This is a genomic window from Paenibacillus sp. FSL H3-0302 (assembly GCF_037982245.1).
GTDB lineage: Bacteria > Bacillota > Bacilli > Paenibacillales > Paenibacillaceae > Paenibacillus_AQ > Paenibacillus_AQ odorifer.
This window is the reverse complement of record NZ_CP150284.1, coordinates 6,011,828-6,032,665: the sequence shown is the minus strand read 5'-3', so window position 1 is coordinate 6,032,665 and position 20,838 is coordinate 6,011,828. Positions and strand designations below refer to the sequence as shown.

General features: G+C 46.8%; 16 protein-coding genes, 16 tRNA genes and 2 rRNA genes. 33 read left to right on the top strand and 1 reads right to left on the bottom strand.

The window, feature by feature from the left end:
- Positions 1-492 precede the first annotated feature (492 nt).
- From sigY to MHH50_RS26735, 14 genes are all read left to right on the top strand, one after another.
- On the top strand, positions 493-1,038 hold the full coding sequence (gene sigY / locus MHH50_RS26800) for an RNA polymerase sigma factor SigY (RefSeq protein WP_076310344.1): 546 nt from the start codon (positions 493-495) through the stop codon (positions 1,036-1,038).
- Entirely contained in the window at positions 1,025-1,354 is a 330-nt protein-coding gene (locus MHH50_RS26795; RefSeq protein WP_340033677.1) for a YxlC family protein, read from the top strand. Before sigY ends, MHH50_RS26795 begins: the two co-directional genes overlap by 14 nt.
- The gene (locus MHH50_RS26790) at positions 1,351-1,566 is read left to right on the top strand and encodes a hypothetical protein (protein ID WP_076128644.1); all 216 of its coding nucleotides are present in this window, start codon (positions 1,351-1,353) and stop codon (positions 1,564-1,566) included. Before MHH50_RS26795 ends, MHH50_RS26790 begins: the two co-directional genes overlap by 4 nt.
- A 52-nt stretch (positions 1,567-1,618) precedes the next feature.
- A complete protein-coding gene (locus tag MHH50_RS26785; RefSeq protein ID WP_036680175.1) occupies positions 1,619-1,810 on the top strand; it encodes a PLDc N-terminal domain-containing protein in 192 nt (63 codons plus the stop codon).
- Complete coding sequence (locus MHH50_RS26780; protein WP_076310345.1) at positions 1,810-2,724, top strand: ABC transporter ATP-binding protein; 915 nt, start codon at positions 1,810-1,812, stop codon at positions 2,722-2,724. The genes MHH50_RS26785 and MHH50_RS26780 overlap by 1 nt, the downstream gene beginning before the upstream one ends.
- Entirely contained in the window at positions 2,721-3,491 is a 771-nt protein-coding gene (locus MHH50_RS26775; protein ID WP_076128640.1) for an ABC transporter permease subunit, read from the top strand. The genes MHH50_RS26780 and MHH50_RS26775 overlap by 4 nt, the downstream gene beginning before the upstream one ends.
- 147 nt (positions 3,492-3,638) lie before the next feature.
- Positions 3,639-4,022: a hypothetical protein gene (locus MHH50_RS26770; RefSeq protein WP_036680170.1), complete on the top strand. Its 384-nt coding sequence runs from the start codon at positions 3,639-3,641 to the stop codon at positions 4,020-4,022.
- A gap of 249 nt (positions 4,023-4,271) precedes the next feature.
- Positions 4,272-4,559 (top strand): Asp-tRNA(Asn)/Glu-tRNA(Gln) amidotransferase subunit GatC, encoded by a 288-nt coding sequence (gene gatC / locus MHH50_RS26765; RefSeq protein ID WP_076219280.1) that lies wholly within the window; start codon positions 4,272-4,274, stop codon positions 4,557-4,559.
- Between the two features lie 27 nt (positions 4,560-4,586).
- Positions 4,587-6,044, top strand: a complete 1,458-nt coding sequence (gene gatA, locus MHH50_RS26760) for an Asp-tRNA(Asn)/Glu-tRNA(Gln) amidotransferase subunit GatA (protein ID WP_076128638.1) — start codon at positions 4,587-4,589, stop codon at positions 6,042-6,044.
- A gap of 23 nt (positions 6,045-6,067) precedes the next feature.
- Positions 6,068-7,501, top strand: a complete 1,434-nt coding sequence (gene gatB / locus MHH50_RS26755; protein ID WP_172628862.1) for an Asp-tRNA(Asn)/Glu-tRNA(Gln) amidotransferase subunit GatB — start codon at positions 6,068-6,070, stop codon at positions 7,499-7,501.
- A 122-nt stretch (positions 7,502-7,623) separates the two neighbouring features.
- The gene (locus tag MHH50_RS26750) at positions 7,624-8,094 is read left to right on the top strand and encodes a GNAT family N-acetyltransferase (RefSeq protein WP_076146333.1); all 471 of its coding nucleotides are present in this window, start codon (positions 7,624-7,626) and stop codon (positions 8,092-8,094) included.
- Between the two features lie 45 nt (positions 8,095-8,139).
- Complete coding sequence (locus MHH50_RS26745; protein ID WP_340033676.1) at positions 8,140-10,041, top strand: DUF4097 family beta strand repeat-containing protein; 1,902 nt, start codon at positions 8,140-8,142, stop codon at positions 10,039-10,041.
- 126 nt (positions 10,042-10,167) lie between these two features.
- Positions 10,168-10,599, top strand: coding sequence for a peroxide-responsive transcriptional repressor PerR (gene perR / locus MHH50_RS26740; RefSeq protein ID WP_036680160.1), 432 nt, complete (start codon positions 10,168-10,170; stop codon positions 10,597-10,599).
- 211 nt (positions 10,600-10,810) lie between these two features.
- Positions 10,811-12,532, top strand: a complete 1,722-nt coding sequence (locus MHH50_RS26735) for a glycosyl hydrolase family 18 protein (RefSeq protein WP_076193678.1) — start codon at positions 10,811-10,813, stop codon at positions 12,530-12,532.
- Positions 12,533-12,649: 117 nt separating this feature from the next.
- Here MHH50_RS26735 and MHH50_RS26730 read toward each other — a convergent pair whose 3' ends face one another.
- Complete coding sequence (locus MHH50_RS26730; RefSeq protein WP_036680151.1) at positions 12,650-13,015, bottom strand: DUF2614 family zinc ribbon-containing protein; 366 nt, start codon at positions 13,013-13,015, stop codon at positions 12,650-12,652.
- Positions 13,016-13,142: 127 nt separating this feature from the next.
- Between MHH50_RS26730 and MHH50_RS26725 the strand changes: the two genes are divergently transcribed.
- The 19 genes from MHH50_RS26725 to MHH50_RS26635 all read left to right on the top strand — a co-directional run bounded on the left by MHH50_RS26725 (position 13,143) and on the right by MHH50_RS26635 (position 20,775).
- Positions 13,143-14,021, top strand: a complete 879-nt coding sequence (locus MHH50_RS26725) for a nucleotidyltransferase-like protein (RefSeq protein ID WP_076128632.1) — start codon at positions 13,143-13,145, stop codon at positions 14,019-14,021.
- A gap of 425 nt (positions 14,022-14,446) precedes the next feature.
- Positions 14,447-16,004: ribosomal RNA gene (locus MHH50_RS26720) — 16S ribosomal RNA — on the top strand.
- A gap of 262 nt (positions 16,005-16,266) precedes the next feature.
- Positions 16,267-19,192 (top strand): 23S ribosomal RNA (locus MHH50_RS26715).
- The 16S and 23S rRNA genes sit together here with 16 tRNA genes alongside, the layout of an rRNA operon.
- Before the next feature lie 60 nt (positions 19,193-19,252).
- Positions 19,253-19,328: transfer RNA gene (locus tag MHH50_RS26710), tRNA-Asn, on the top strand.
- Between the two features lie 3 nt (positions 19,329-19,331).
- Positions 19,332-19,424 (top strand) — tRNA-Ser (locus MHH50_RS26705).
- Positions 19,425-19,442: 18 nt separating this feature from the next.
- Positions 19,443-19,517 (top strand) — tRNA-Glu (locus MHH50_RS26700).
- Between the two features lie 55 nt (positions 19,518-19,572).
- Positions 19,573-19,648 (top strand) — tRNA-Val (locus MHH50_RS26695).
- Positions 19,649-19,665: 17 nt separating this feature from the next.
- Positions 19,666-19,742, top strand: a tRNA-Met gene (locus tag MHH50_RS26690).
- Positions 19,743-19,767: 25 nt separating this feature from the next.
- Positions 19,768-19,845: transfer RNA gene (locus MHH50_RS26685), tRNA-Asp, on the top strand.
- Between the two features lie 10 nt (positions 19,846-19,855).
- A tRNA-Phe gene (locus MHH50_RS26680) sits at positions 19,856-19,931 on the top strand.
- A 28-nt stretch (positions 19,932-19,959) separates the two neighbouring features.
- Positions 19,960-20,035: transfer RNA gene (locus MHH50_RS26675), tRNA-Thr, on the top strand.
- A gap of 5 nt (positions 20,036-20,040) precedes the next feature.
- A tRNA-Tyr gene (locus MHH50_RS26670) sits at positions 20,041-20,126 on the top strand.
- Between the two features lie 6 nt (positions 20,127-20,132).
- Positions 20,133-20,206 (top strand) — tRNA-Trp (locus MHH50_RS26665).
- Between the two features lie 23 nt (positions 20,207-20,229).
- Positions 20,230-20,305: transfer RNA gene (locus MHH50_RS26660), tRNA-His, on the top strand.
- A 43-nt stretch (positions 20,306-20,348) separates the two neighbouring features.
- Positions 20,349-20,424, top strand: a tRNA-His gene (locus MHH50_RS26655).
- A gap of 19 nt (positions 20,425-20,443) precedes the next feature.
- A tRNA-Gln gene (locus MHH50_RS26650) sits at positions 20,444-20,518 on the top strand.
- Positions 20,519-20,524: 6 nt separating this feature from the next.
- A tRNA-Gly gene (locus MHH50_RS26645) sits at positions 20,525-20,599 on the top strand.
- Between the two features lie 9 nt (positions 20,600-20,608).
- Positions 20,609-20,682, top strand: a tRNA-Cys gene (locus MHH50_RS26640).
- Between the two features lie 14 nt (positions 20,683-20,696).
- Positions 20,697-20,775, top strand: a tRNA-Leu gene (locus MHH50_RS26635).
- Positions 20,776-20,838 lie beyond the last annotated feature (63 nt).

Here is a 20,838-nt window from a genome sequence, read left to right as displayed (position 1 = left end):
GGATACAAAAGGACTACAATATTGTTAATTAAATGTAACATTAACCTCGCGAAGCACGCAGACTGCGGAATTATCCCGGTTTGCGTTCTTTTTTTGTCTACATATAGGTTTAAAAGCATGGGGGGAAATAGATTGGAGAAGAATATATATTACCCGTTGGATTACGGATGGTATGACTCCAAGGAGAAATGGACTAGTTTTTGCAGCAGTAAATGCCGATGTTTTTCAGAATGTTCTGGAAAGGGCGGTTTTTGTACTTCCATCGAACGCAGGGACATACAATCTGAGAATAAGGATGGGAGAATACCAGTGAATTCAGGAGGCGAGCCTAGAAGAACGCCTCTTTTTTGGCATTTCCCTGCTGAAGCAGGATTGCTTCAGCCATGGCGGCGTAAGCTCTGGGAGCTCAAAAAATAAAATTAAAGCGCATTGAACGAATCACTATACATAATCGTATTACAAATAAGAACGAAATCCTGAATGGAGGGGCAGATGAGCGATCAGGCGCTGGAGAAAATCAGACGGGCACAGCAGGGAGATACTTCAGCACTGTCTTCACTGCTGCGAGAACATTATACTTTTCTGTTCAAATATCTACTCAAAGTGACTATGGATCCGTTGCTGGCAGAGGATCTTGTACAGGACACGATGGTCAGATGTATGGAAAAAATCAATACCTATAACGGTTCTTCTTCGTTCTCCTCTTGGTTAATTACGATAGCCACCAGAATATTTATCGATCGAAAGCGGCGCTGGAAACGTGAGGCAGAATGGAAGAAACGGGAACAGCAGGCGCAGGGCACCCGTTCGATTCGTTGGCGGTTTGAGAGCAGGGGGGAAGAATGGAGTGAAGTACTTGATTCCATTTCCAAGCTACCCTCTGCTCAGAGGGTAGCTGTGCTGCTGAAGCATTATTATGGCTATAGCTATGAAGAAATCGGTGTGATCATGCAAATTCCTTCTGGCACGGTCAAATCGCGTGTGTCCCTTGGTCTTAACCAATTGCGAAAGGAGCTGAATGAGGATGGAGAAAGATAAGGAGCCAGAACTGTATTTGCACAAGCTTACTGAAGAGCTTGAACGTTTGGATGCGCAATATGATGACCTCACCCCACCTTCGTTACAGGAACTGGAGTGGTTAATGGCTGATGCAGCTGTGCAGAGAAAGAGAAGGGAACGCAAAGAACTACTGTTATTCTGGGGGGTCTCATTGATCCTGATCTGCGCATTTTTATCCATTCTCACTTCTGCACCCATGATCTATTGGATTATTCAGGCGATCATTCCTATTGTAGGACTGGGTGGCTTAGGGATCTCCAGGATCAGAAGAAATAGAGAAGGTGTACAAGAATGAATGAGCTGCAGGATGTGCCTCTTTGGTTGTGGTTTGGCATAGCAGTAGCGTTAATGCTGCAGGGGACCTTACTGTTCCGGGATGCAAGACGGCGCGGGAAAAAAGCTTGGTTCTGGGGATTGTGGGCGATTACTACAGTTCCGTCACCTGCATTAGTCTACTTACTTGTTGTTATTCTTCCTGAGCGACGTAGACGGAATAAGCAGTTGTGAAGCTTTAGTAAGAAGCTCGTTCCTTTCATCCTATTACAAGGAGTGGTACTTCATGGAAGAGGTAAAATGGGGTTTAATCATGCCGTTAATTATTCTGCAGGCTTTGCTTGCTATTATTGGTCTGATATCTCTGGCCAAAGCGGATAACGTTCGTGGTCCAAAATGGATGTGGATTATTATCATTATTTGCGGAAATATATTAGGCAGCGTAGCTTATTTCACAATAGGAAGGAAAGATGTCTGATGTCACTCCTTCAAGTTAAGAATTTGCGCAAAAGCTATGGGGCGCATATTTCCGTAAATGATATAAGCTTTGAAATTGAGAAAGAACGGTGCGTCGCTTTACTGGGGCCTAACGGTGCTGGGAAAACGACCACACTTCGTATGCTGGCAGGGCTGCTAGAACCCACCTCTGGAATGATATCATTTGAGGGGAGCCGTCCTGGAGCCGAATATCGCAGAGGATTAGGATATGTGCCACAGTCTCCAGCTTTTTATGGGTGGATGACTGGACATGAATATGTTGTTTTCGCTGCAAAGCTTAGTGGAATGGGAACTAAAGACGCATCCAGCAGGGCATTGGAATCGCTTGAGCGTGTAGGGCTTAAAGGTGATGCTCGTCGCCGGATTGGTGGATACTCCGGTGGGATGAAGCAGCGGCTGGGTCTGGCTCAGGCGCTTGTGCACCGGCCTCGTCTGCTGTTGCTTGATGAGCCTGTATCTGCACTTGATCCGATTGGCCGCAGAGAAGTAATGGGACTGCTGCGGGAGATACGTGAAGAGACAACTGTAGTTTTTTCTACACATGTGCTGCATGATGCAGAAGAAATTTGCGATGATATTATTTTAATGAATCAGGGCTTGATTGCTGAGAAGGGGTCTTTATCACAGCTGCGTACACAATACAGCCTTCCTGTTATTCGTTTACGTACAGAGAAGCAAGAAAAAGCTATTCAGTGGCTGGAGTCTCTTGCTGCCAAACCGTTTGTACTAGAGACTCAGTTGTTCGGAGATCAGGCAATTTTTAATGTGAACGATGTAGACATGGCCCGATGGACGATTCTGCAAGAAGCGGCGCAGCTCAAAATTCCATTACTGCAATTTGAAGCGGGTTCTTCCACGTTAGAGGATTTATTTATGAAGGTGGTGGGAGTATGAGAAGCGCCTGGGTCCTTTATCGCAAAGAAATGCTCGAAATGGCTCGCAGTTATAAGTTAATCTGGATACCTGTCGTTTTTATCCTATTAGGTATTATGCAGCCGTTAACTACTTATTATTTGCCGGAAATATTAAAAGCTTCAGGTGATGTTCCCCCAGGTCTGCTAGAGGGGTATGAAATACCGAGTGCCGCAGCTGTGATGGCGCAATCTCTGGGACAGTACGGAACGATCGGAATGTTAGTATTGGCGCTTGGCGCGATGAATGTTTTAGCCGGTGAGCGCTATAGCGGAACTATGGAATTAATTCTGGTAAGGCCGGTTTCTCCAGCCGCAATAGTGTTCGCTAAATGGGCAGCGCAGCTGACCCTGTTGATCGTTGCTCTAGGATTAGGTGCAGCGGGGGCGGCTTACTACACGGAGCAGTTGATTGGTTCACTATCTTGGGGAGATGTCATCGCAGCTTCTGGAGTATATGGATTGTGGCTGTTATGTGCTGTCTCAGCTACGTTGTTGTTTAGTGGATTTTTAAAATCTCCAGTTGCCGCCTTTTTAGCATTGGCGCTAATGGCAGGATTATCATTAGGCCAAAGCTTATTACCTTCATGGTTTGAATGGGCACCTGCGGGTCTTTCCGGGTTATCGGCTGGAATTCTTATGGCTGGAGAAGGCTTCAGGGTTGGACCCTATCTTTCAGCAGCTATTTTGATCTTGATTTGTTTAGTGGGTGCTGCACTTTTGACAAGGAAGAATAACTTACCCGCTTGAACCATAAGTTATATTTTTATTAAATATAGTATATTTTCATAGAATTTGTAGGATCGGCCAGCCTTCAACTAGACAGTTCTATCTTTTTTTAGTAGACTGTTGAAACAAGCAAAATCTTGAAAGATTTTGGGGTTAGGAGGTAGGGCGATGCTGCGTTTAGGAGAGAAGATTGTCATTGTTGCGGACGCTTTCGAGCAGAGTCTTCCTATCGGGGAATACGGCTACCTAATTGCTTACGACCGCAATCCCGATAATGCGTTTGACTATGTTATTCGTGTACCAGAGGCTAATAGGAACTTTTATGTTCCGGCTGAGGACATTGAGGCGGAAGAACATTTATTAGTAGCTGAGGCTGAGAGAGCAACGCATGAAGCGTTGATTGATTATGCTTTGTCCACGTACAATGAGAAGCTGTTCCATCATTTGATGAACGGTGAAGATATGGATATAGAAGAGACGGAATCAACGTCAAGCGAAAGCATGTCCCAAGCGGATTTCATCAAACAAGTGAATCTTCGAGCTTGGATTTAAGGAAGGCCGGCGCAAGCCGGCTTTTTTGTTTTGTCATACCGCTGCTAAATGCTGTGAAATCACTGACTGTCAAAACCCTTCTCTATGAATATACTAACGATACGCTCCTTTAAAATGTGTAGGAATCCCCTTCACTTTGATAAAGGAGCGTTTGTTTTACAGCCCATCATTGAATTGTCCAAGCTTCTACAATATAATTAAAAACGTTATCCGGGCGCTTTAGCCCTTTAAACAGGAGGGATTTTTCTTATGAGCATTACCGTTAAAGATGTGCAGCATGTGGCCAAGCTGGCTCGTCTGCAGCTGAGCCCGGAAGAAGAGGCAACCTTTACAGAACAAATGAATGCTATTTTACAATATGCCGAGAAATTAAATGAGCTAGATACGGAGAATGTAAAGCCGACCACGCATGTGCTGCAAGTCAGCAATGTAATGCGGGAGGATGTTGTGAAGGATAGCCTTACGCAAGTGGAAGCACTTCTTAACGCTCCAGATGATGAAGACGGACATTTCAAGGTTCCAGCTGTTTTGGAATAACTACATAATTAGAAAGGGGGAAGAATCTTGAGCCTGTTTCAAAATCGATTGCCTGAAGTACACCGCATGTTAACTGCTAAAGAGGTATCGGTCAGTGAACTGACTGAAGAATCGCTGGCGATTATCGCTGAGCGGGATAAGAACGTAAATGCATTTTTGACCTTGAATGAGGAGGGCGCTCGTAGCACTGCACGCGCTTTGGACGACAAACTGGCATCCGGAGCAGCACGTGGGTTGCTGTTTGGTCTTCCTGCTGGAATCAAGGATAATATTGTAACTAAAGGCCTGCGCACAACTTGTGCCAGCCAATTTTTGAGTGACTTCCAGCCGATTTATAACGCTACTGTAGCTTCTAAACTGCAGCAAGCAGATGCCGTAACGATCGGTAAATTAAATATGGATGAATTCGCAATGGGCGGATCTAATGAGAACTCAAGCTTTGGTCCTGTACGCAATCCTTGGGATTTAGAGCGTGTGCCCGGCGGTTCCAGTGGCGGATCTGCAGCAGCAGTAGCTGCGGGCGAAGTGTTCTTCTCACTAGGTTCGGATACTGGGGGTTCCATCCGCCAGCCAGCTTCCTATTGTGGTGTTGTAGGTCTCAAACCTACTTATGGTCTTGTATCACGTTACGGGCTGGTAGCCTTTGCCTCCTCACTAGATCAGATTGGACCATTAACACGTAATGTAGAGGATTCTGCCTATGTGCTTCAAGCAATTGCTGGTTATGATGCCCAAGACTCTACTTCGGCTAAAGTAGAAATTCCTGATTATTTGAGTTCACTTACTGGTGATGTTTCCGGACTTCGCATTGCTGTTCCTAAGGAATACCTGGGAGCAGGTGTCGATGCTTCTGTGCGTGAGACAGTTTTGTCTGCACTTAAAGTGCTGGAAGGAATGGGTGCTGTCTGGGAGGAAGTTTCATTACCACATACGGAATACGCAGTAGCAGCTTATTATTTGCTGTCCTCTTCGGAAGCTTCATCTAACCTCGCGCGTTTTGACGGTGTGCGTTATGGCGCACGTGTAGATGAAGGCGGAGGATTGCTTGATCTATATCTTAATTCCCGCAGCCGCGGCTTTGGCCCTGAGGTTAAACGTCGTATTATGTTGGGTACTTATGCACTCAGCTCCGGGTATTACGATGCTTACTATTTAAAAGCACAAAAGGTGCGTACTTTGATTAAACAGGACTTTGATGACATCTTTAAAAAATATGATGTGGTCATCGGCCCAACAGCACCAACGACAGCATTCAAATTGGGTTCACAGACTGAAGATCCGCTGACCATGTATCTGAACGATATTCTCACGATTCCTGTAAGCTTGGCGGGTATTCCGGCCGTGAGTGTTCCTTGTGGTTTTGCGGAAGGCATGCCTGTAGGTCTGCAAATTATCGGTAAGGAATTTGACGAGAGCACGATTTTGCGTGTCGCTCATGCTTTTGAACAAAATACAGATCATCACAAGCAGCGTCCACAGCTGTAGTAAAGGAGGGAATGGGATTACTTATGTCTAAATACGAAACGGTCATCGGCTTGGAAGTTCACGTAGAGCTTCATACCAACTCAAAAATCTTTTGCGGATGCTCCACTGAATTTGGAGCCCCACCTAACACTCATACCTGTCCTGTCTGCTTGGGTCACCCCGGCGTATTGCCAGTGCTCAACAAACAAGCGGTAGAATACGCTATGAAAGCAGCGATGGCGCTGAATTGCACCATTGGTGATGTTAGCAAATTCGACCGCAAGAACTATTTTTACCCGGATTCACCAAAAGCTTATCAGATTTCACAATTTGATCAGCCTATCGGCCTGAACGGTTGGATCGACATTGAAGTTAACGGAGAGACCAAACGGATCGGCATTACTCGTCTTCATTTGGAAGAGGATGCAGGTAAGCTTACGCACGTAGATGGCGGTTTTGCCTCGTTAGTCGATTTTAACCGGGTGGGAACACCGCTTATCGAAATCGTATCCGAACCTGATCTGCGCTCCCCTGAGGAAGCTCGTGCTTATCTGGAGAAAATCCGTGCGATTATGCAGTATTGTGACGTATCCGATGTCAAGATGGAAGAAGGATCGATGCGCTGTGACGCGAACATCAGTCTACGCCCAGAAGGACAAGAGGAATTCGGCATTAGAGCAGAGCTTAAGAACATGAACTCCTTCCGCGGTGTATTGCGTGGACTGGAGTATGAACAATATCGTCAGGCTGAGATCCTGGATGATGGTGGAGTTGTTGTGCAGGAGACTCGCCGCTGGGATGAAGCACAAGGGAAAACATTATCGATGCGCGGGAAAGAAGAAGCGCATGATTATCGTTACTTCCCGGACCCGGACTTGATCGTTCTGCATATTGATGATGCTTGGAAAGAATCCATTCGTTCAACGATTCCAGAACTTCCGGATGCTCGGAAAGCACGTTATAGCGAGGAACTGGGCCTGACAGCTTATGATGCAGGCGTCATTACATCCTCTAAACTGTTAGCGGACTTTTTCGAAGGGTGTCTTGCCTATACGCAGGATGCCAAGGCTGTAGCTAACTGGATTATGGGTGACTTGCTTGCCTATTTGAATGGTAATAATCTGGAGTTGTCGCAGGTACAAATTACACCACAAGGGCTAGGCGAGATGATCGGGCTGATTGCAGCCGGAACCATCAGCAGCAAAATCGCTAAAACAGTATTTAAAGAAATGCTAGAGAGCGGTAAACTGCCAGCTGTTATCGTTGAGGAAAAAGGTCTAGTGCAGATCAGCGATGAAGGTGCCATTAAAGGGATAGTGGAAGCAGTCGTAGCCGCCAATCCGCAATCAGTGGAAGATTATAAAGCGGGTAAACAGAAAGCAATCGGCTTCCTGGTCGGACAAGTCATGAAAGAAAGTAAAGGTAAGGCGAATCCGGGTCTTGCTAATAAACTTCTCATCGAGGTATTGAGCAGCTAAACGCTTGTCGTCTGTAAAAGGACGCCAGAGGCGTTTATAATTGGGGTAATATACTTATGTAATAAGCTAAGGGCTTGTCGGCAACGGCAGGCCCTTAGCGGCATATAAGGGGACTGGTTAGGATGAATACAATTAACAAGCTAAATCTGCAGGATGAAAGCACCGTTAATGAATTATGGAGTCTTCAGCATAAGGCCTATAGACTGGAAGCTGAACTTATAGGCTTTCGTGAAATACCACCTCTGATGGAGACGAGAGAAATGCTCAGCAGCTCTAAAGAGGGTTTTTATGGCTGCTTCGATAAAGATGAGGAACTAATGGGTGCTGTTGCTGTAGAGGAAGAATCTCCTGGAAAATTGACGATTACACGAATGATGGTGGGGCCGGACTTTTTTCGTAGAGGTATCGCTAGCCATCTTTTGGAATATGTATTTGAGCATTTTGCAGGGATGGAGCAATTCATTGTGTCGACAGGCAAAAAGAATACACCTGCCGTTTCGTTGTACAGTAAACATGGTTTTCTGCCTACCGGTGTGGAGGAAGTCGCTCCAGGAGTTGAATTGATTGAATTTCATCGGAGTGGTTCGCTTTGAAAAAAGATATTCATAGACAACTATTTACGAAAGGAGGAGTCCAAAATGAAACATGACTCTGCAATGCTCCCAGAGCAGGAAGAACTGCAAGGTTCTGTTGATATAGAGACTAAGGAAAATGAGATACAGAAGAGGATTATTCCTCCGCGTCCGAAGCGGCGCCACCGCAAACGTAAATTTATTGCTGGACTGCTGGCAGCACTCATCCCTGGGACGGGGCATTTGTATTTTGGACTTCTCCGAAAAGGGATCACCTTCATCTTTCTAATTCTTTTGGATATCTCAGCTTTATTGTATTTCTCATCCATCGGGATGCAGATCAATGTTCCACTGCTTATTTTACTTGCGCTCATTATTCCAGTGATCTATTTTTATAACGTGTATGACGTATTGCAATCAGCGGACAGGCTTCTTCGCTTCCCAGAGGATCATGATCTTGCTATTTCTGTGACCAAAGCAAACGAGGCTCCTAAACGTCGTAGTATCGTCAGCGAGCCTGGGATATCCTTTGGACTCTTATTGCTCTTAGGGGGCGCCCTGCTTATTCTGTTCCGGCAGAAACCAACATGGCTCCAGTTCTTTATTGAACATTATGCCGAAATGGCCGTGTCTGTCATTTTAGTATGCGGTGGCTTATTTATAGGAGCTAGAGAAATTGCCAGAGCAGTTGTGCAGCGTAAAGACAATGAACCTCGCAAGCGGCGCGTGGGAAGATATACGGCTTCTGTATTACTGATAGCTATTTCTGTTCCTTTGTTTTTGGATTGGAGAGAGGGAACTGACTATATGCTTCTGCTCTTGAAGTGGTGGCCAGTCATCCCGGTGTTATGGGGGATTGAGTTCCTGCTGATGTTTATCTTCTCTAACCGTTCAGCCAAGGGAACCAGAATCAGATTGGATTTACGTGGGCTTTTATCTGCTATATTGCTAGCTGCGAGTGTATTTATTGTTGCAGAGCAAGAACATTATTTATATCTATGGAAAAATGTCAGTCTAAACCTGACGGCAGCAGCAGTGGACTATGGTGAGGCTAAAGGCAGCAAATATCAGAAAGCCCCGCTAATTGTTCCGGTGGAATTAAATACAGCAAAAATATCTATTGATAGTATTAATGGTGATATTTTATTACACCGTGCTCCGGTGGATGATATTCAAATTACAACGACAGTTTGGGTAGATCAGTTGGATGGGCCGATGGCTGAAGCTATATCAGAACAGTCCTTTGTGGACGTTGTTGAAGGGCCCAACATAAAAATCACCTCGAATAGCAAGGCCTATGGAGAATCCGGTAAACGCCAGCCACGCATGGATTTAGATATTTACTTGCCGGAGGATCGCCGCTTTAATCTCGATGTTCGCACTATGAATGGCGGGATCACGTTGCAGAATGTAGAAGCCATTGAAGACATTTCTCTGGAAACGGGGAATGGAGAGCTGATCCTTCATCGTATCTTTGGTAATGTTAAGGGAAAAACACTGAATGGAGCTGTCCGTGCCAGATCTGTTCAAGGCAGCGTTGATTTAACAACGAGCGGAGGCAATATGAATGCTTGGGATGTTACCGGTGCTTTGAAATTATCGACGGCTGTCGGCAATATTAGTGCGGTCGGAAATAGCAATGATATCGATATTACTACCAAAAACGGTAATTTAGAGGTGGATGGAGCCAGATCCAAGCTACATGCCGAATCTCTAAATGGTACCATTGATGTTCGCTCTTCTGATGTCGCTGGAGATTGGGACATTTATAGCGCAGTTGGTGACATTCAATTGTATTTACCGATGTTAAGCAACTATACAGTGAATGGATCCAGTGGATATGGTGATATTACTTCAGATTTGCCTGAACTTACAATTGATAAGAAAAAAGTATCAGGTGAAGTGGGGACCGGCGAGTTCAAGCTTCATGTTGAAGGAAATAGCAATCTAAATGTTAGGAAATATTGAAAAAAGTAATTTTTCTTATATAATAATAAATATAATGTATAGACTTCGTTGACAATATTGAAAAATCGGTCTTACAATCTTAAGAAGTATTTCTTTTATTTTTAAATTCAAAAGGCGGTGACAGTAATGGGGAGTGGAGTACAACATGCACTGGAACAATTAAAGACAACAGGTGTCCGTATAACGCCCCAGCGTCATGCGATTCTTACGTATTTGATGGAAGCAATGAATCATCCTACAGCTGACGATATATACCGGGCGCTAGAGCCGAAATTTCCGAGCATGAGCGTAGCAACTGTATATAATAATCTCAAGATGTTTATGGAAGCCGGCATGGTTCGCGAGTTGACCTACGGGGATAGTTCCAGTCGTTTTGATGCCAATGTATCTGATCATTATCATGTCATCTGTCAGCTATGCGGTAAGATTGAAGATTTTAGTTATCCTTCGCTTCATGATGTAGAGATACATGCAGAGCAGGAAACGGGCTTCAAAATTACGGGTTTGCGTATGGAATTGCATGGAGTTTGCAAATGTTGCAGAGAGAAGCAACAATAAGACAGAATACTACTGTACTTAAGGGCGTATAGCCAAGCTACACAATAAACGTGTGAAATCCGAAAGCGGAGGACTCACGTTTTTATTTTTTTTCAAAATAACAAAATATAGTGAAAATGACTAACTTATACTGGTTATCCGGAACCAAGTGGATGTTATAATCGTATTGTTAGACTTAACTTAAAATCATCTAATATTTGGAGGATATATTTTGGACAGAAGATATAGACAGAAACGCGTCAAAAAGCGCGGAGGTCTTTTCCGACGCTTTTTTGGACTTTTGCTCATTGCGGCAGCAGCTTATTGGGTTGTGTTTTTTGTATTGCCAAATCGCCAGCACATCGATCCAGACTGGAAAGGCCTAGAACATCCTATCTTCGTAAAAGGAGAGCTAACAGGATATTCCGCCTCAGGGACCGGTGATAGCATGCTTTTACCTCTACCATTACTGCAGGAACATGTGGACTCATCTATTCGTTATGAAGAAAAGACTAAATCGGTCATCCTATCAACGGAAAGTGAACTTCTATATATGCAAGAGGATAAAACCGATGCTAGTCTGAACAATCGTCCGCTGCAGCTGCGGCTGGCACCTGAAGTTAAGGAGAAGATAACTTATCTTCCTGCGGATGTTTTAGAAGACCTGTATGGGTTTGAGATTCAAGAGGATACGACTACCGGGGCTGTGCTGTTAATGACAGCAGGGGAGACTGTACCGCTGGGGAAAGTGAAAGGTGAAGCAGGTGATAAGACAGTCGCTCTTCGCAGCGAAGCGTCGATTCACGCACCCATCGTGGCCGATATGTCCCCAGGTGCCATCGTGAGTATTTGGAATAAGGAAAATGAGGACTGGCTGTATGTGCAGTTAAGCAGCGGTTATGCGGGTTATACCAAGGCCAGTGATATTATCTCAGACGGTCAAAAGACAGTGGAACCCAAAAGCACCACTCCCTCACGGGCAGAACGAAGCTGGAAAGGGAAGTCAGTGAATTTGTATTGGGAAGCTGTTTATCAACGCAAACCTGACCCAAGTACATTCGGTGAGCTTCCGGGCGTTAACGTGGCTAGCCCGACTTGGTTCAGTATCATAGATGGTGACGGGAATGTGCGCAGTCAGGCTGATAGTGCGTATGTGCAGTGGGCCCATGAGCGCGGTTTGGAAGTATGGGGGCTGCTCAGCAATAGCTTTGAACCAGACATAACCACTGAGGCATTGTCGAGCTATGAGAAGCGGATGAACGCGATCGTACAGATCCTCGAGTATTCAGATTTATACAAGCTGGATGGAATTAATATTGACTTTGAGAATGTATATACGAAAGACGGGGAGAATGTTACACAATTTATGCGAGAGCTAAAACCTATGGCTCAAGCCAAAAACTTAATCGTCTCCATAGACGTAACCCCTAAATCCAACAGTGAGATGTGGTCAGCATTCCTTGATCGTAGGGCTCTTAATTCAGTAGTTGATTATCTTATTGTTATGGCTTATGACGAGCATTGGGCTGCTAGTCCTGTAGCGGGCTCTGTTGCGTCTCTGCCGTGGGTAGAAAGCTCGTTAAGCCGGATTATAGAGGAAGACGATGTGCCGCCTGAGAAGCTGATTCTAGGGATTCCACTGTATACTAGAATCTGGACTGAGGCCCAGGTGGATGGCAAGACCAAAGTAAGCTCTAAATCGGTTAGTATGAATGCCGTTGAAAAAATTATTAAAGAGAAGAAGCTGACCCCAACCTTTGATAAGGCAGCAGGGCAGAATTACGTTGAGTATAAGGAGGATGGCGCTCTTAAAAAAATATGGATCGAAGACAAAGTTTCTTTAAAAGCTAGAGTTGAGCTTGCTAAGTCTTTAGGGCTTGGTGGCATCGGTTCATGGAATCGCAGCTTTAGTAATCCGTCTGCGTGGGAGGCATTACAAGGGATTCATAAGTAATTATTATTTCATTCATAATAAACAAAGGGGCTCCCAATATAGGGGCCCCTTTGTTGTATTAAGCAAATGTTTGATTGCATTATAAATCGCTAGTAATAAGCTTCTGTAAGATGTGTTTTATTGATTAAGCTGCTGACTCTTAAGTTGTTCCGCAGTAATATTGGCCTCAGCTGGATCCATAGTAAGGATGGTATGGCAGAACATACAGCGGTCTGTTTTGCCCAGCATTTTGGTCAGCTTGTGACATTCAGGGCATTCCAGTTGGACTGCGCTAGTTGACAGCATCCCAGCCCAGAAATAGATTGCAAGACTTGCCATCATTGAGATTAAACCGATTACAAGACCGATTCCAGCGAATACTTTTCCGGTTGAGCCCCAAAACACGATGCCCGCTGTACCCAAAACCATAAGTCCCATTCCGAGCATTGTGAGCAGTAATCCCCATGTGCGAAAAGCGTTGATCTTAGCCGTTTTAAACTTCATGAGTGTTTGCTCCTAACTAAATATAGTTGGGTTGTCCAGAAGGAACTGTCTTTCATATGTAGAATAATAATTATAACTGAATTATAACTGACTGGACGCAAAATCGCCAAATTTAATGGAGGGAAGCATGGAATTGTCCAATGTAACTTTGTTGAGTGGAGAAACGTTTGATGAGAATGTTTTAGGAGCGGTCGTTTTGCGGCAGAATGGGGATATTCCGTTTCAAAGCGCACTTCTTCAAGATTTTGATATGGTAGTGTTAGTATTGCATGAAGAACAGGATAGAGAGCATATTGTTCGCCATACCATTGCCGGTGACCAACGGACCCAGTCAGTCCATATCGGCCTTTTTGCTTTGGAGCAGGCTGTTATGGCAGGGGATAATAACGAACTTCTTATCAGTTTGATGAGGGGGGAAGTGATCTGGGACCCCAAGGGAATACTCGAGGAAATGCGCCGCGAGATATTACAATTTGAAGGACCGATTAAGGAACGGGTCGCATTTATGGAGTTTGCTCGCTTTTTGCATATGTATGTGAAATCCAAGCGCTATATAGAGGCTGGCTTTATTATGGATGCTTACAACTGTGTATTGATAGCCTTATATCATTGGGCAAGAATAGAAGTGAGTGAAGTGGGTGCTTTCCCCGAGCCAGCTATTTGGGAGCAGGTTAAAAGCATGAATACCTCCGTTCATAAACTTTATGAGGAGTTAACGGTCAGTACTGAGACCTTAGAGCAACGTGTGGAGCTTGTGCTTCTTGCATGTGAATTTGGGATTATGTCCAAAATGACGGACTGTTGTCTATTGCTCTTTAATATTTTGAATAGCCGTAAGGAAGCATGGAGCATTAAAGAATTACTGCAGCATTCAGGTCTGAGTCAATTAGAGTCTGAACTACCCCTTGTTTTACGAAAGCTGGTTTCTCGTTCGCTAATCCGAGAGATTACATCTTGGGCTGATGTTCACGAGGGAGAAGGGCATGCGATCCGCTATACATTATAGAGATGAATTAGATACAGCAGAAGATGTTTAATTATAGAGAGATGAGCAAGGATAGGGAGAGGCTGAGCACTCTCTTTTTGTTTGTTTACTAATATGAAACGCTCATATTTATTCAGAAAAATTAATGGTTGACTCTTTCCTTGTTCATGTGTTAAATTATAACTCGTCCCTCTGACACAGAGATGTGCTTTCGAAAACATTCGAAAGACAACCAAAAAAAGAAATTAAAAAAAAGGTTGACTAAAACGAGGACGCTGTGATATATTATAAAGGTCGCTGCTGAACAACGCATCGACGAAATGAACAGCTTGATCTTTGAAAACTGAACAACGAGTGAGTAGGAAATCACGTAAGTGAAATCCAAAATTAGAGAATTAATTTTCTCGTCAGATGTTTCAAAATGAGCATATCGCTCTTTTCAATACTAATTGGAGAGTTTGATCCTGGCTCAGGACGAACGCTGGCGGCGTGCCTAATACATGCAAGTCGAGCGGAGTTACTTTGAAAGCTTGCTTTCAAAGTAACTTAGCGGCGGACGGGTGAGTAACACGTAGGCAACCTGCCCTTCAGACTGGGATAACTACCGGAAACGGTAGCTAATACCGGATAATTTCTTTTTTCTCCTGAGAGAAGAATGAAAGACGGAGCAATCTGTCACTGAGGGATGGGCCTGCGGCGCATTAGCTAGTTGGTGGGGTAACGGCCCACCAAGGCGACGATGCGTAGCCGACCTGAGAGGGTGAACGGCCACACTGGGACTGAGACACGGCCCAGACTCCTACGGGAGGCAGCAGTAGGGAATCTTCCGCAATGGGCGAAAGCCTGACGGAGCAACGCCGCGTGAGTGATGAAGGTTTTCGGATCGTAAAGCTCTGTTGCCAGGGAAGAACGTCCGGTAGAGTAACTGCTACCGGAGTGACGGTACCTGAGAAGAAAGCCCCGGCTAACTACGTGCCAGCAGCCGCGGTAATACGTAGGGGGCAAGCGTTGTCCGGAATTATTGGGCGTAAAGCGCGCGCAGGCGGCTATTTAAGTCTGGTGTTTAAACCTTGGGCTCAACCTGAGGTCGCACTGGAAACTGGGTGGCTTGAGTACAGAAGAGGAAAGTGGAATTCCACGTGTAGCGGTGAAATGCGTAGATATGTGGAGGAACACCAGTGGCGAAGGCGACTTTCTGGGCTGTAACTGACGCTGAGGCGCGAAAGCGTGGGGAGCAAACAGGATTAGATACCCTGGTAGTCCACGCCGTAAACGATGAGTGCTAGGTGTTAGGGGTTTCGATACCCTTGGTGCCGAAGTTAACACAGTAAGCACTCCGCCTGGGGAGTACGGTCGCAAGACTGAAACTCAAAGGAATTGACGGGGACCCGCACAAGCAGTGGAGTATGTGGTTTAATTCGAAGCAACGCGAAGAACCTTACCAGGTCTTGACATCCCTCTGAATCTGCTAGAGATAGCAGCGGCCTTCGGGACAGAGGAGACAGGTGGTGCATGGTTGTCGTCAGCTCGTGTCGTGAGATGTTGGGTTAAGTCCCGCAACGAGCGCAACCCTTAACTTTAGTTGCCAGCAGGTAATGCTGGGCACTCTAGAGTGACTGCCGGTGACAAACCGGAGGAAGGTGGGGATGACGTCAAATCATCATGCCCCTTATGACCTGGGCTACACACGTACTACAATGGCCGGTACAACGGGAAGCGAAGCCGCGAGGTGGAGCCAATCCCATCAAAGCCGGTCTCAGTTCGGATTGCAGGCTGCAACTCGCCTGCATGAAGTCGGAATTGCTAGTAATCGCGGATCAGCATGCCGCGGTGAATACGTTCCCGGGTCTTGTACACACCGCCCGTCACACCACGAGAGTTTACAACACCCGAAGTCGGTGGGGTAACCCGCAAGGGAGCCAGCCGCCGAAGGTGGGGTAGATGATTGGGGTGAAGTCGTAACAAGGTAGCCGTATCGGAAGGTGCGGCTGGATCACCTCCTTTCTATGGAGAATCGTTCTCTGCAATGAGAACATTCAAATCGGAAGCTAAGCTTCCAAAACTCAGGTTTAGGCCTGTTACTCACTCGTTGCTCAGTTTTGAGAGTTTAAGCTCTCAAGTAAGACTTGATCCTTGAAAACTGGATACCGAAACGAATTTGCGTTTTAGAACATCTTTTAGCAACTTGTGCAAACAAGTAAATGTTATTAGTGAGATGATTCCAAAGAGAATGTCATCGTATGATATTTTCCTGCGGAAAAATCAAGGTTAAGCTAATAAGAGCACACGGAGGATGCCTAGGCGCCAGGAGCCGACGAAGGACGTGGCGAACAACGAAACTGCCTCGGGGAGCTGTAAGCAAGCTTTGATCCGGGGGTGTCCGAATGGGGAAACCCAGCTGTGGTAATTCGCAGTTACTCATTTCTGAATACATAGGAAATGTAGAGGCAGACCAGGGGAACTGAAACATCTAAGTACCCTGAGGAAGAGAAAACAATAGTGATTCCGTCAGTAGCGGCGAGCGAACGCGGAACAGCCTAAACCTAAGAGCTTGCTCTTAGGGGTTGTGGGACGTCTCACATGGAGTTACAAAGGAATATGGTAGGTGAAGAGGTCTGGAAAGGCCCGCGATAGAGGTAAAAGCCCTGTAACCTAAACTGTGTTCTCTCCGAGACGGATCCCGAGTAGTGCGGGGCACGTGAAACCCCGTATGAATCCAGCAGGACCATCTGCTAAGGCTAAATACTACCTGGCGACCGATAGTGAAACAGTACCGTGAGGGAAAGGTGAAAAGCACCCCGGAAGGGGAGTGAAATAGAACCTGAAACCGTGTGCTTACAAAAAGTCAGAGCCCTATTAATGGGTGATGGCGTGCCTTTTGTAGAATGAACCGGCGAGTTACGTTTAACATGCAAGGTTAAGCCGAGAAGGTGGAGCCGCAGCGAAAGCGAGTCTGAATAGGGCGAATTAGTATGTGGACGTAGACCCGAAACCGTGTGATCTACCCCTGTCCAGGGTGAAGGTGCGGTAACACGCACTGGAGGCCCGAACCCACGTACGTTGAAAAGTGCGGGGATGAGGTGGGGGTAGCGGAGAAATTCCAATCGAACTCGGAGATAGCTGGTTCTCCCCGAAATAGCTTTAGGGCTAGCCTCGGTATAAGAGTAGTGGAGGTAGAGCACTGATTGGGTGCGGGGTCCGCAAGGATTACCAAGCTCAGTCAAACTCCGAATGCCATATACTTATTGCCGGGAGTCAGACAGTGAGTGCTAAGATCCATTGTCAAAAGGGAAACAGCCCAGACCATCAGCTAAGGTCCCCAAGTGTGTGTTAAGTGGGAAAGGATGTGGAGTTGCACAGACAACCAGGATGTTGGCTTAGAAGCAGCCACCATTGAAAGAGTGCGTAATAGCTCACTGGTCGAGTGACTCTGCGCCGAAAATGTAACGGGGCTAAACACACCACCGAAGCTATGGCTAGATGCTTTGCATCTGGGGTAGGGGAGCGTTGTGTAGGGGTTGAAGGTGTACTGAAAAGAGCGCTGGACACTACACAAGTGAGAATGCCGGTATGAGTAACGAAAAGATCAGTGAGAATCTGATCCGCCGAAAGCCCAAGGTTTCCTGAGGAAGGCTCGTCCGCTCAGGGTAAGTCGGGACCTAAGGCGAGGCCGAAAGGCGTAGTCGAAGGACAACAGTTTGAAATTACTGTACCACCGTAATCCGCTATGAGCGATGGGGTGACGCAGGAGGGTAGTGACGCGGACTGATGGATGTCCGTCTAAGCAGTGAGGCTGATGTGTAGGCAAATCCGCACATCGATAAGGCTGGGCTGTGATGGGGAGCGAAAATTGTAGTAGCGAAGGTCATGATCTCACACTGCCAAGAAAAGCCTCTAGCCAGGAGAAGGTGCCCGTACCGCAAACCGACACAGGTAGGCGAGAAGAGAATTCTAAGGCGCGCGGAAGAACTCTCGTTAAGGAACTCGGCAAAATGACCCCGTAACTTCGGGAGAAGGGGTGCCCCGGTAGTGTGAATAGCACGAGGGGGCCGCAGTGAAAAGGCCCAAGCGACTGTTTAGCAAAAACACAGGTCTGTGCGAAGCCGCAAGGCGAAGTATACGGGCTGACGCCTGCCCGGTGCTGGAAGGTTAAGGGGAGTGGTTAGGGGTAACCCGAAGCTATGAACCGAAGCCCCAGTAAACGGCGGCCGTAACTATAACGGTCCTAAGGTAGCGAAATTCCTTGTCAGGTAAATTCTGACCCGCACGAATGGCGTAACGACTTGGGCGCTGTCTCAACGAGAGATCCGGTGAAATTTTAATACCTGTGAAGATGCAGGTTACCCGCGACAAGACGGAAAGACCCCATGGAGCTTTACTGCAGCTTGATATTGAATTTGGGTACGATCTGTACAGGATAGGTGGGAGCCGTAGAAATCGGAGCGCAAGCTTCGGTGGAGGCGCCGTTGGGATACCACCCTGATCGTATCTAGGTTCTAACCTAGTACCCTTACCGGGTACGGGGACCGTGTCAGGCGGGCAGTTTGACTGGGGCGGTCGCCTCCTAAAGAGTAACGGAGGCGTTCCAAGGTTCCCTCAGAATGGTTGGAAATCATTCGCAGAGTGCAAAGGCATAAGGGAGCTTGACTGCGAGACCTACAAGTCGAGCAGGGACGAAAGTCGGACTTAGTGATCCGGTGGTACCGCATGGAAGGGCCATCGCTCAACGGATAAAAGCTACCCTGGGGATAACAGGCTTATCTCCCCCAAGAGTCCACATCGACGGGGAGGTTTGGCACCTCGATGTCGGCTCATCGCATCCTGGGGCTGAAGTAGGTCCCAAGGGTTGGGCTGTTCGCCCATTAAAGCGGTACGCGAGCTGGGTTCAGAACGTCGTGAGACAGTTCGGTCCCTATCTGTCGTGGGCGCAGGAAATTTGAGAGGAGCTGTCCTTAGTACGAGAGGACCGGGATGGACGTACCGCTGGTGCACCAGTTGTTCCGCCAGGAGCATGGCTGGGTAGCTACGTACGGACGGGATAAGCGCTGAAAGCATCTAAGCGTGAAGCCCCCCTCAAGATGAGATTTCCCAATTAGTAAGACCCCTTGAAGACGACGAGGTAGATAGGTTGGAGGTGGAAGTGCAGCAATGCATGGAGCTGACCAATACTAATCGGTCGAGGGCTTATCCTATACGTAGAATGCAGATTTGTTTCGGATTCAGTTTTCAGGCATCAAGCCTGGTATGAATATTCCCTGATAGCTCAGTTGGTAGAGCACTCGACTGTTAATCGAGTTGTCACAGGTTCGAGTCCTGTTCGGGGAGCCATATGGAGAGGTGTCCGAGTTTGGCCGAAGGAGCACGATTGGAAATCGTGTAGGCGCCACAAGCGTCTCGAGGGTTCGAATCCCTCTCTCTCCGCCACAAATTTTTAATTAGTATGGCCCGTTGGTCAAGGGGTTAAGACACCTCCCTTTCACGGAGGTAACATGGGTTCGAATCCCATACGGGTCACCAAATTTTTACTTGATTTATCCTAGTGGACTTTGGTACAATAACAATTGTTGTTTATGGAGGCTTAGCTCAGCTGGGAGAGCATCTGCCTTACAAGCAGAGGGTCGGGGGTTCGATCCCCTCAGCCTCCACCATAACACTTTCTTACTGACGCGGGGTGGAGCAGCCCGGTAGCTCGTCGGGCTCATAACCCGAAGGCCGCAGGTTCAAATCCTGCCCCCGCAACCAATTAACTTAAGCAATTATATCTTTTGGAACCGTGGTGTAGTTGGCCTAACATGCCTGCCTGTCACGCAGGAGATCGCGGGTTCGAATCCCGTCGGTTCCGCCATTTTCATCATGGCTCGGTAGCTCAGTCGGTAGAGCAGAGGACTGAAAATCCTCGTGTCGGCGGTTCGATTCCGTCCCGAGCCACCATTTATCATCACAAAAGAATGAGTGCCATGCCGGTGTAGCTCAATTGGTAGAGCAACTGACTTGTAATCAGTAGGTTGGGGGTTCAAGTCCTCTCGCCGGCACCATCCTTGGAGGATTAGCGAAGTGGCCAAACGCATCAGACTGTAAATCTGCTCACGTGAGTGTTCGGTGGTTCGAATCCATCATCCTCCACCAGTTTTTAGGGGCATAGTTTAAAGGTAGAACAACGGTCTCCAAAACCGTTGGTGTGGGTTCAATTCCTGCTGCCCCTGCCAAGTTCTTTCTAAAGTTTAATATGGCGGCCGTGGCGAAGGGGTTAACGCACCGGATTGTGGTTCCGGCATTCGTGGGTTCGAGACCCATCGGCCGCCCCATTTACTTTAAAATGAATAATGGCAACAATATCAACTTAATATGGCGACTGTGGCGAAGGGGTTAACGCACCGGATTGTGGTTCCGGCATTCGTGGGTTCGAGACCCATCAGTCGCCCCATTTTACTTTAAAATGTTATTGGGGATTAGCCAAGCGGTAAGGCAACGGACTTTGACTCCGTCACTCATAGGTTCGAATCCTATATCCCCAGCCATTTTATGCGGACGTGGCTCAGCGGTAGAGCATCGCCTTGCCAAGGCGAGGGTCGCGGGTTCGATTCCCGTCGTCCGCTCCAAGTTTTCATGGCGCCATAGCCAAGTGGTAAGGCAAAGCTCTGCAAAAGCTTTATCCCCAGTTCAAATCTGGGTGGCGCCTCCATTTAGTTCATATGTGCCGGCGTGGCGGAATGGCAGACGCGCTCGACTCAAAATCGAGTGGGAAACCGTGGAGGTTCGAGTCCTCTCGCCGGTATCTTAAAAAGGTTTGTAAGAATGCTTTTATAAGCAATCTTACAAACCTTTTTTCTTTATGTCC

Coding starts and splice junctions, on each gene's coding strand:
- sigY (WP_076310344.1), top strand. CDS start 493: ATGAGCGATCAGGCGCTGGAGAAAATCAGACGGGCACAGCAGGGAGAT.
- MHH50_RS26795 (WP_340033677.1), top strand. CDS start 1,025: ATGGAGAAAGATAAGGAGCCAGAACTGTATTTGCACAAGCTTACTGAA.
- MHH50_RS26790 (WP_076128644.1), top strand. CDS start 1,351: ATGAATGAGCTGCAGGATGTGCCTCTTTGGTTGTGGTTTGGCATAGCA.
- MHH50_RS26785 (WP_036680175.1), top strand. CDS start 1,619: ATGGAAGAGGTAAAATGGGGTTTAATCATGCCGTTAATTATTCTGCAG.
- MHH50_RS26780 (WP_076310345.1), top strand. CDS start 1,810: ATGTCACTCCTTCAAGTTAAGAATTTGCGCAAAAGCTATGGGGCGCAT.
- MHH50_RS26775 (WP_076128640.1), top strand. CDS start 2,721: ATGAGAAGCGCCTGGGTCCTTTATCGCAAAGAAATGCTCGAAATGGCT.
- MHH50_RS26770 (WP_036680170.1), top strand. CDS start 3,639: ATGCTGCGTTTAGGAGAGAAGATTGTCATTGTTGCGGACGCTTTCGAG.
- gatC (WP_076219280.1), top strand. CDS start 4,272: ATGAGCATTACCGTTAAAGATGTGCAGCATGTGGCCAAGCTGGCTCGT.
- gatB (WP_172628862.1), top strand. CDS start 6,068: ATGTCTAAATACGAAACGGTCATCGGCTTGGAAGTTCACGTAGAGCTT.
- MHH50_RS26750 (WP_076146333.1), top strand. CDS start 7,624: ATGAATACAATTAACAAGCTAAATCTGCAGGATGAAAGCACCGTTAAT.
- MHH50_RS26745 (WP_340033676.1), top strand. CDS start 8,140: ATGAAACATGACTCTGCAATGCTCCCAGAGCAGGAAGAACTGCAAGGT.
- perR (WP_036680160.1), top strand. CDS start 10,168: ATGGGGAGTGGAGTACAACATGCACTGGAACAATTAAAGACAACAGGT.
- MHH50_RS26730 (WP_036680151.1), bottom strand. CDS start 13,015: ATGAAGTTTAAAACGGCTAAGATCAACGCTTTTCGCACATGGGGATTA.
- MHH50_RS26725 (WP_076128632.1), top strand. CDS start 13,143: ATGGAATTGTCCAATGTAACTTTGTTGAGTGGAGAAACGTTTGATGAG.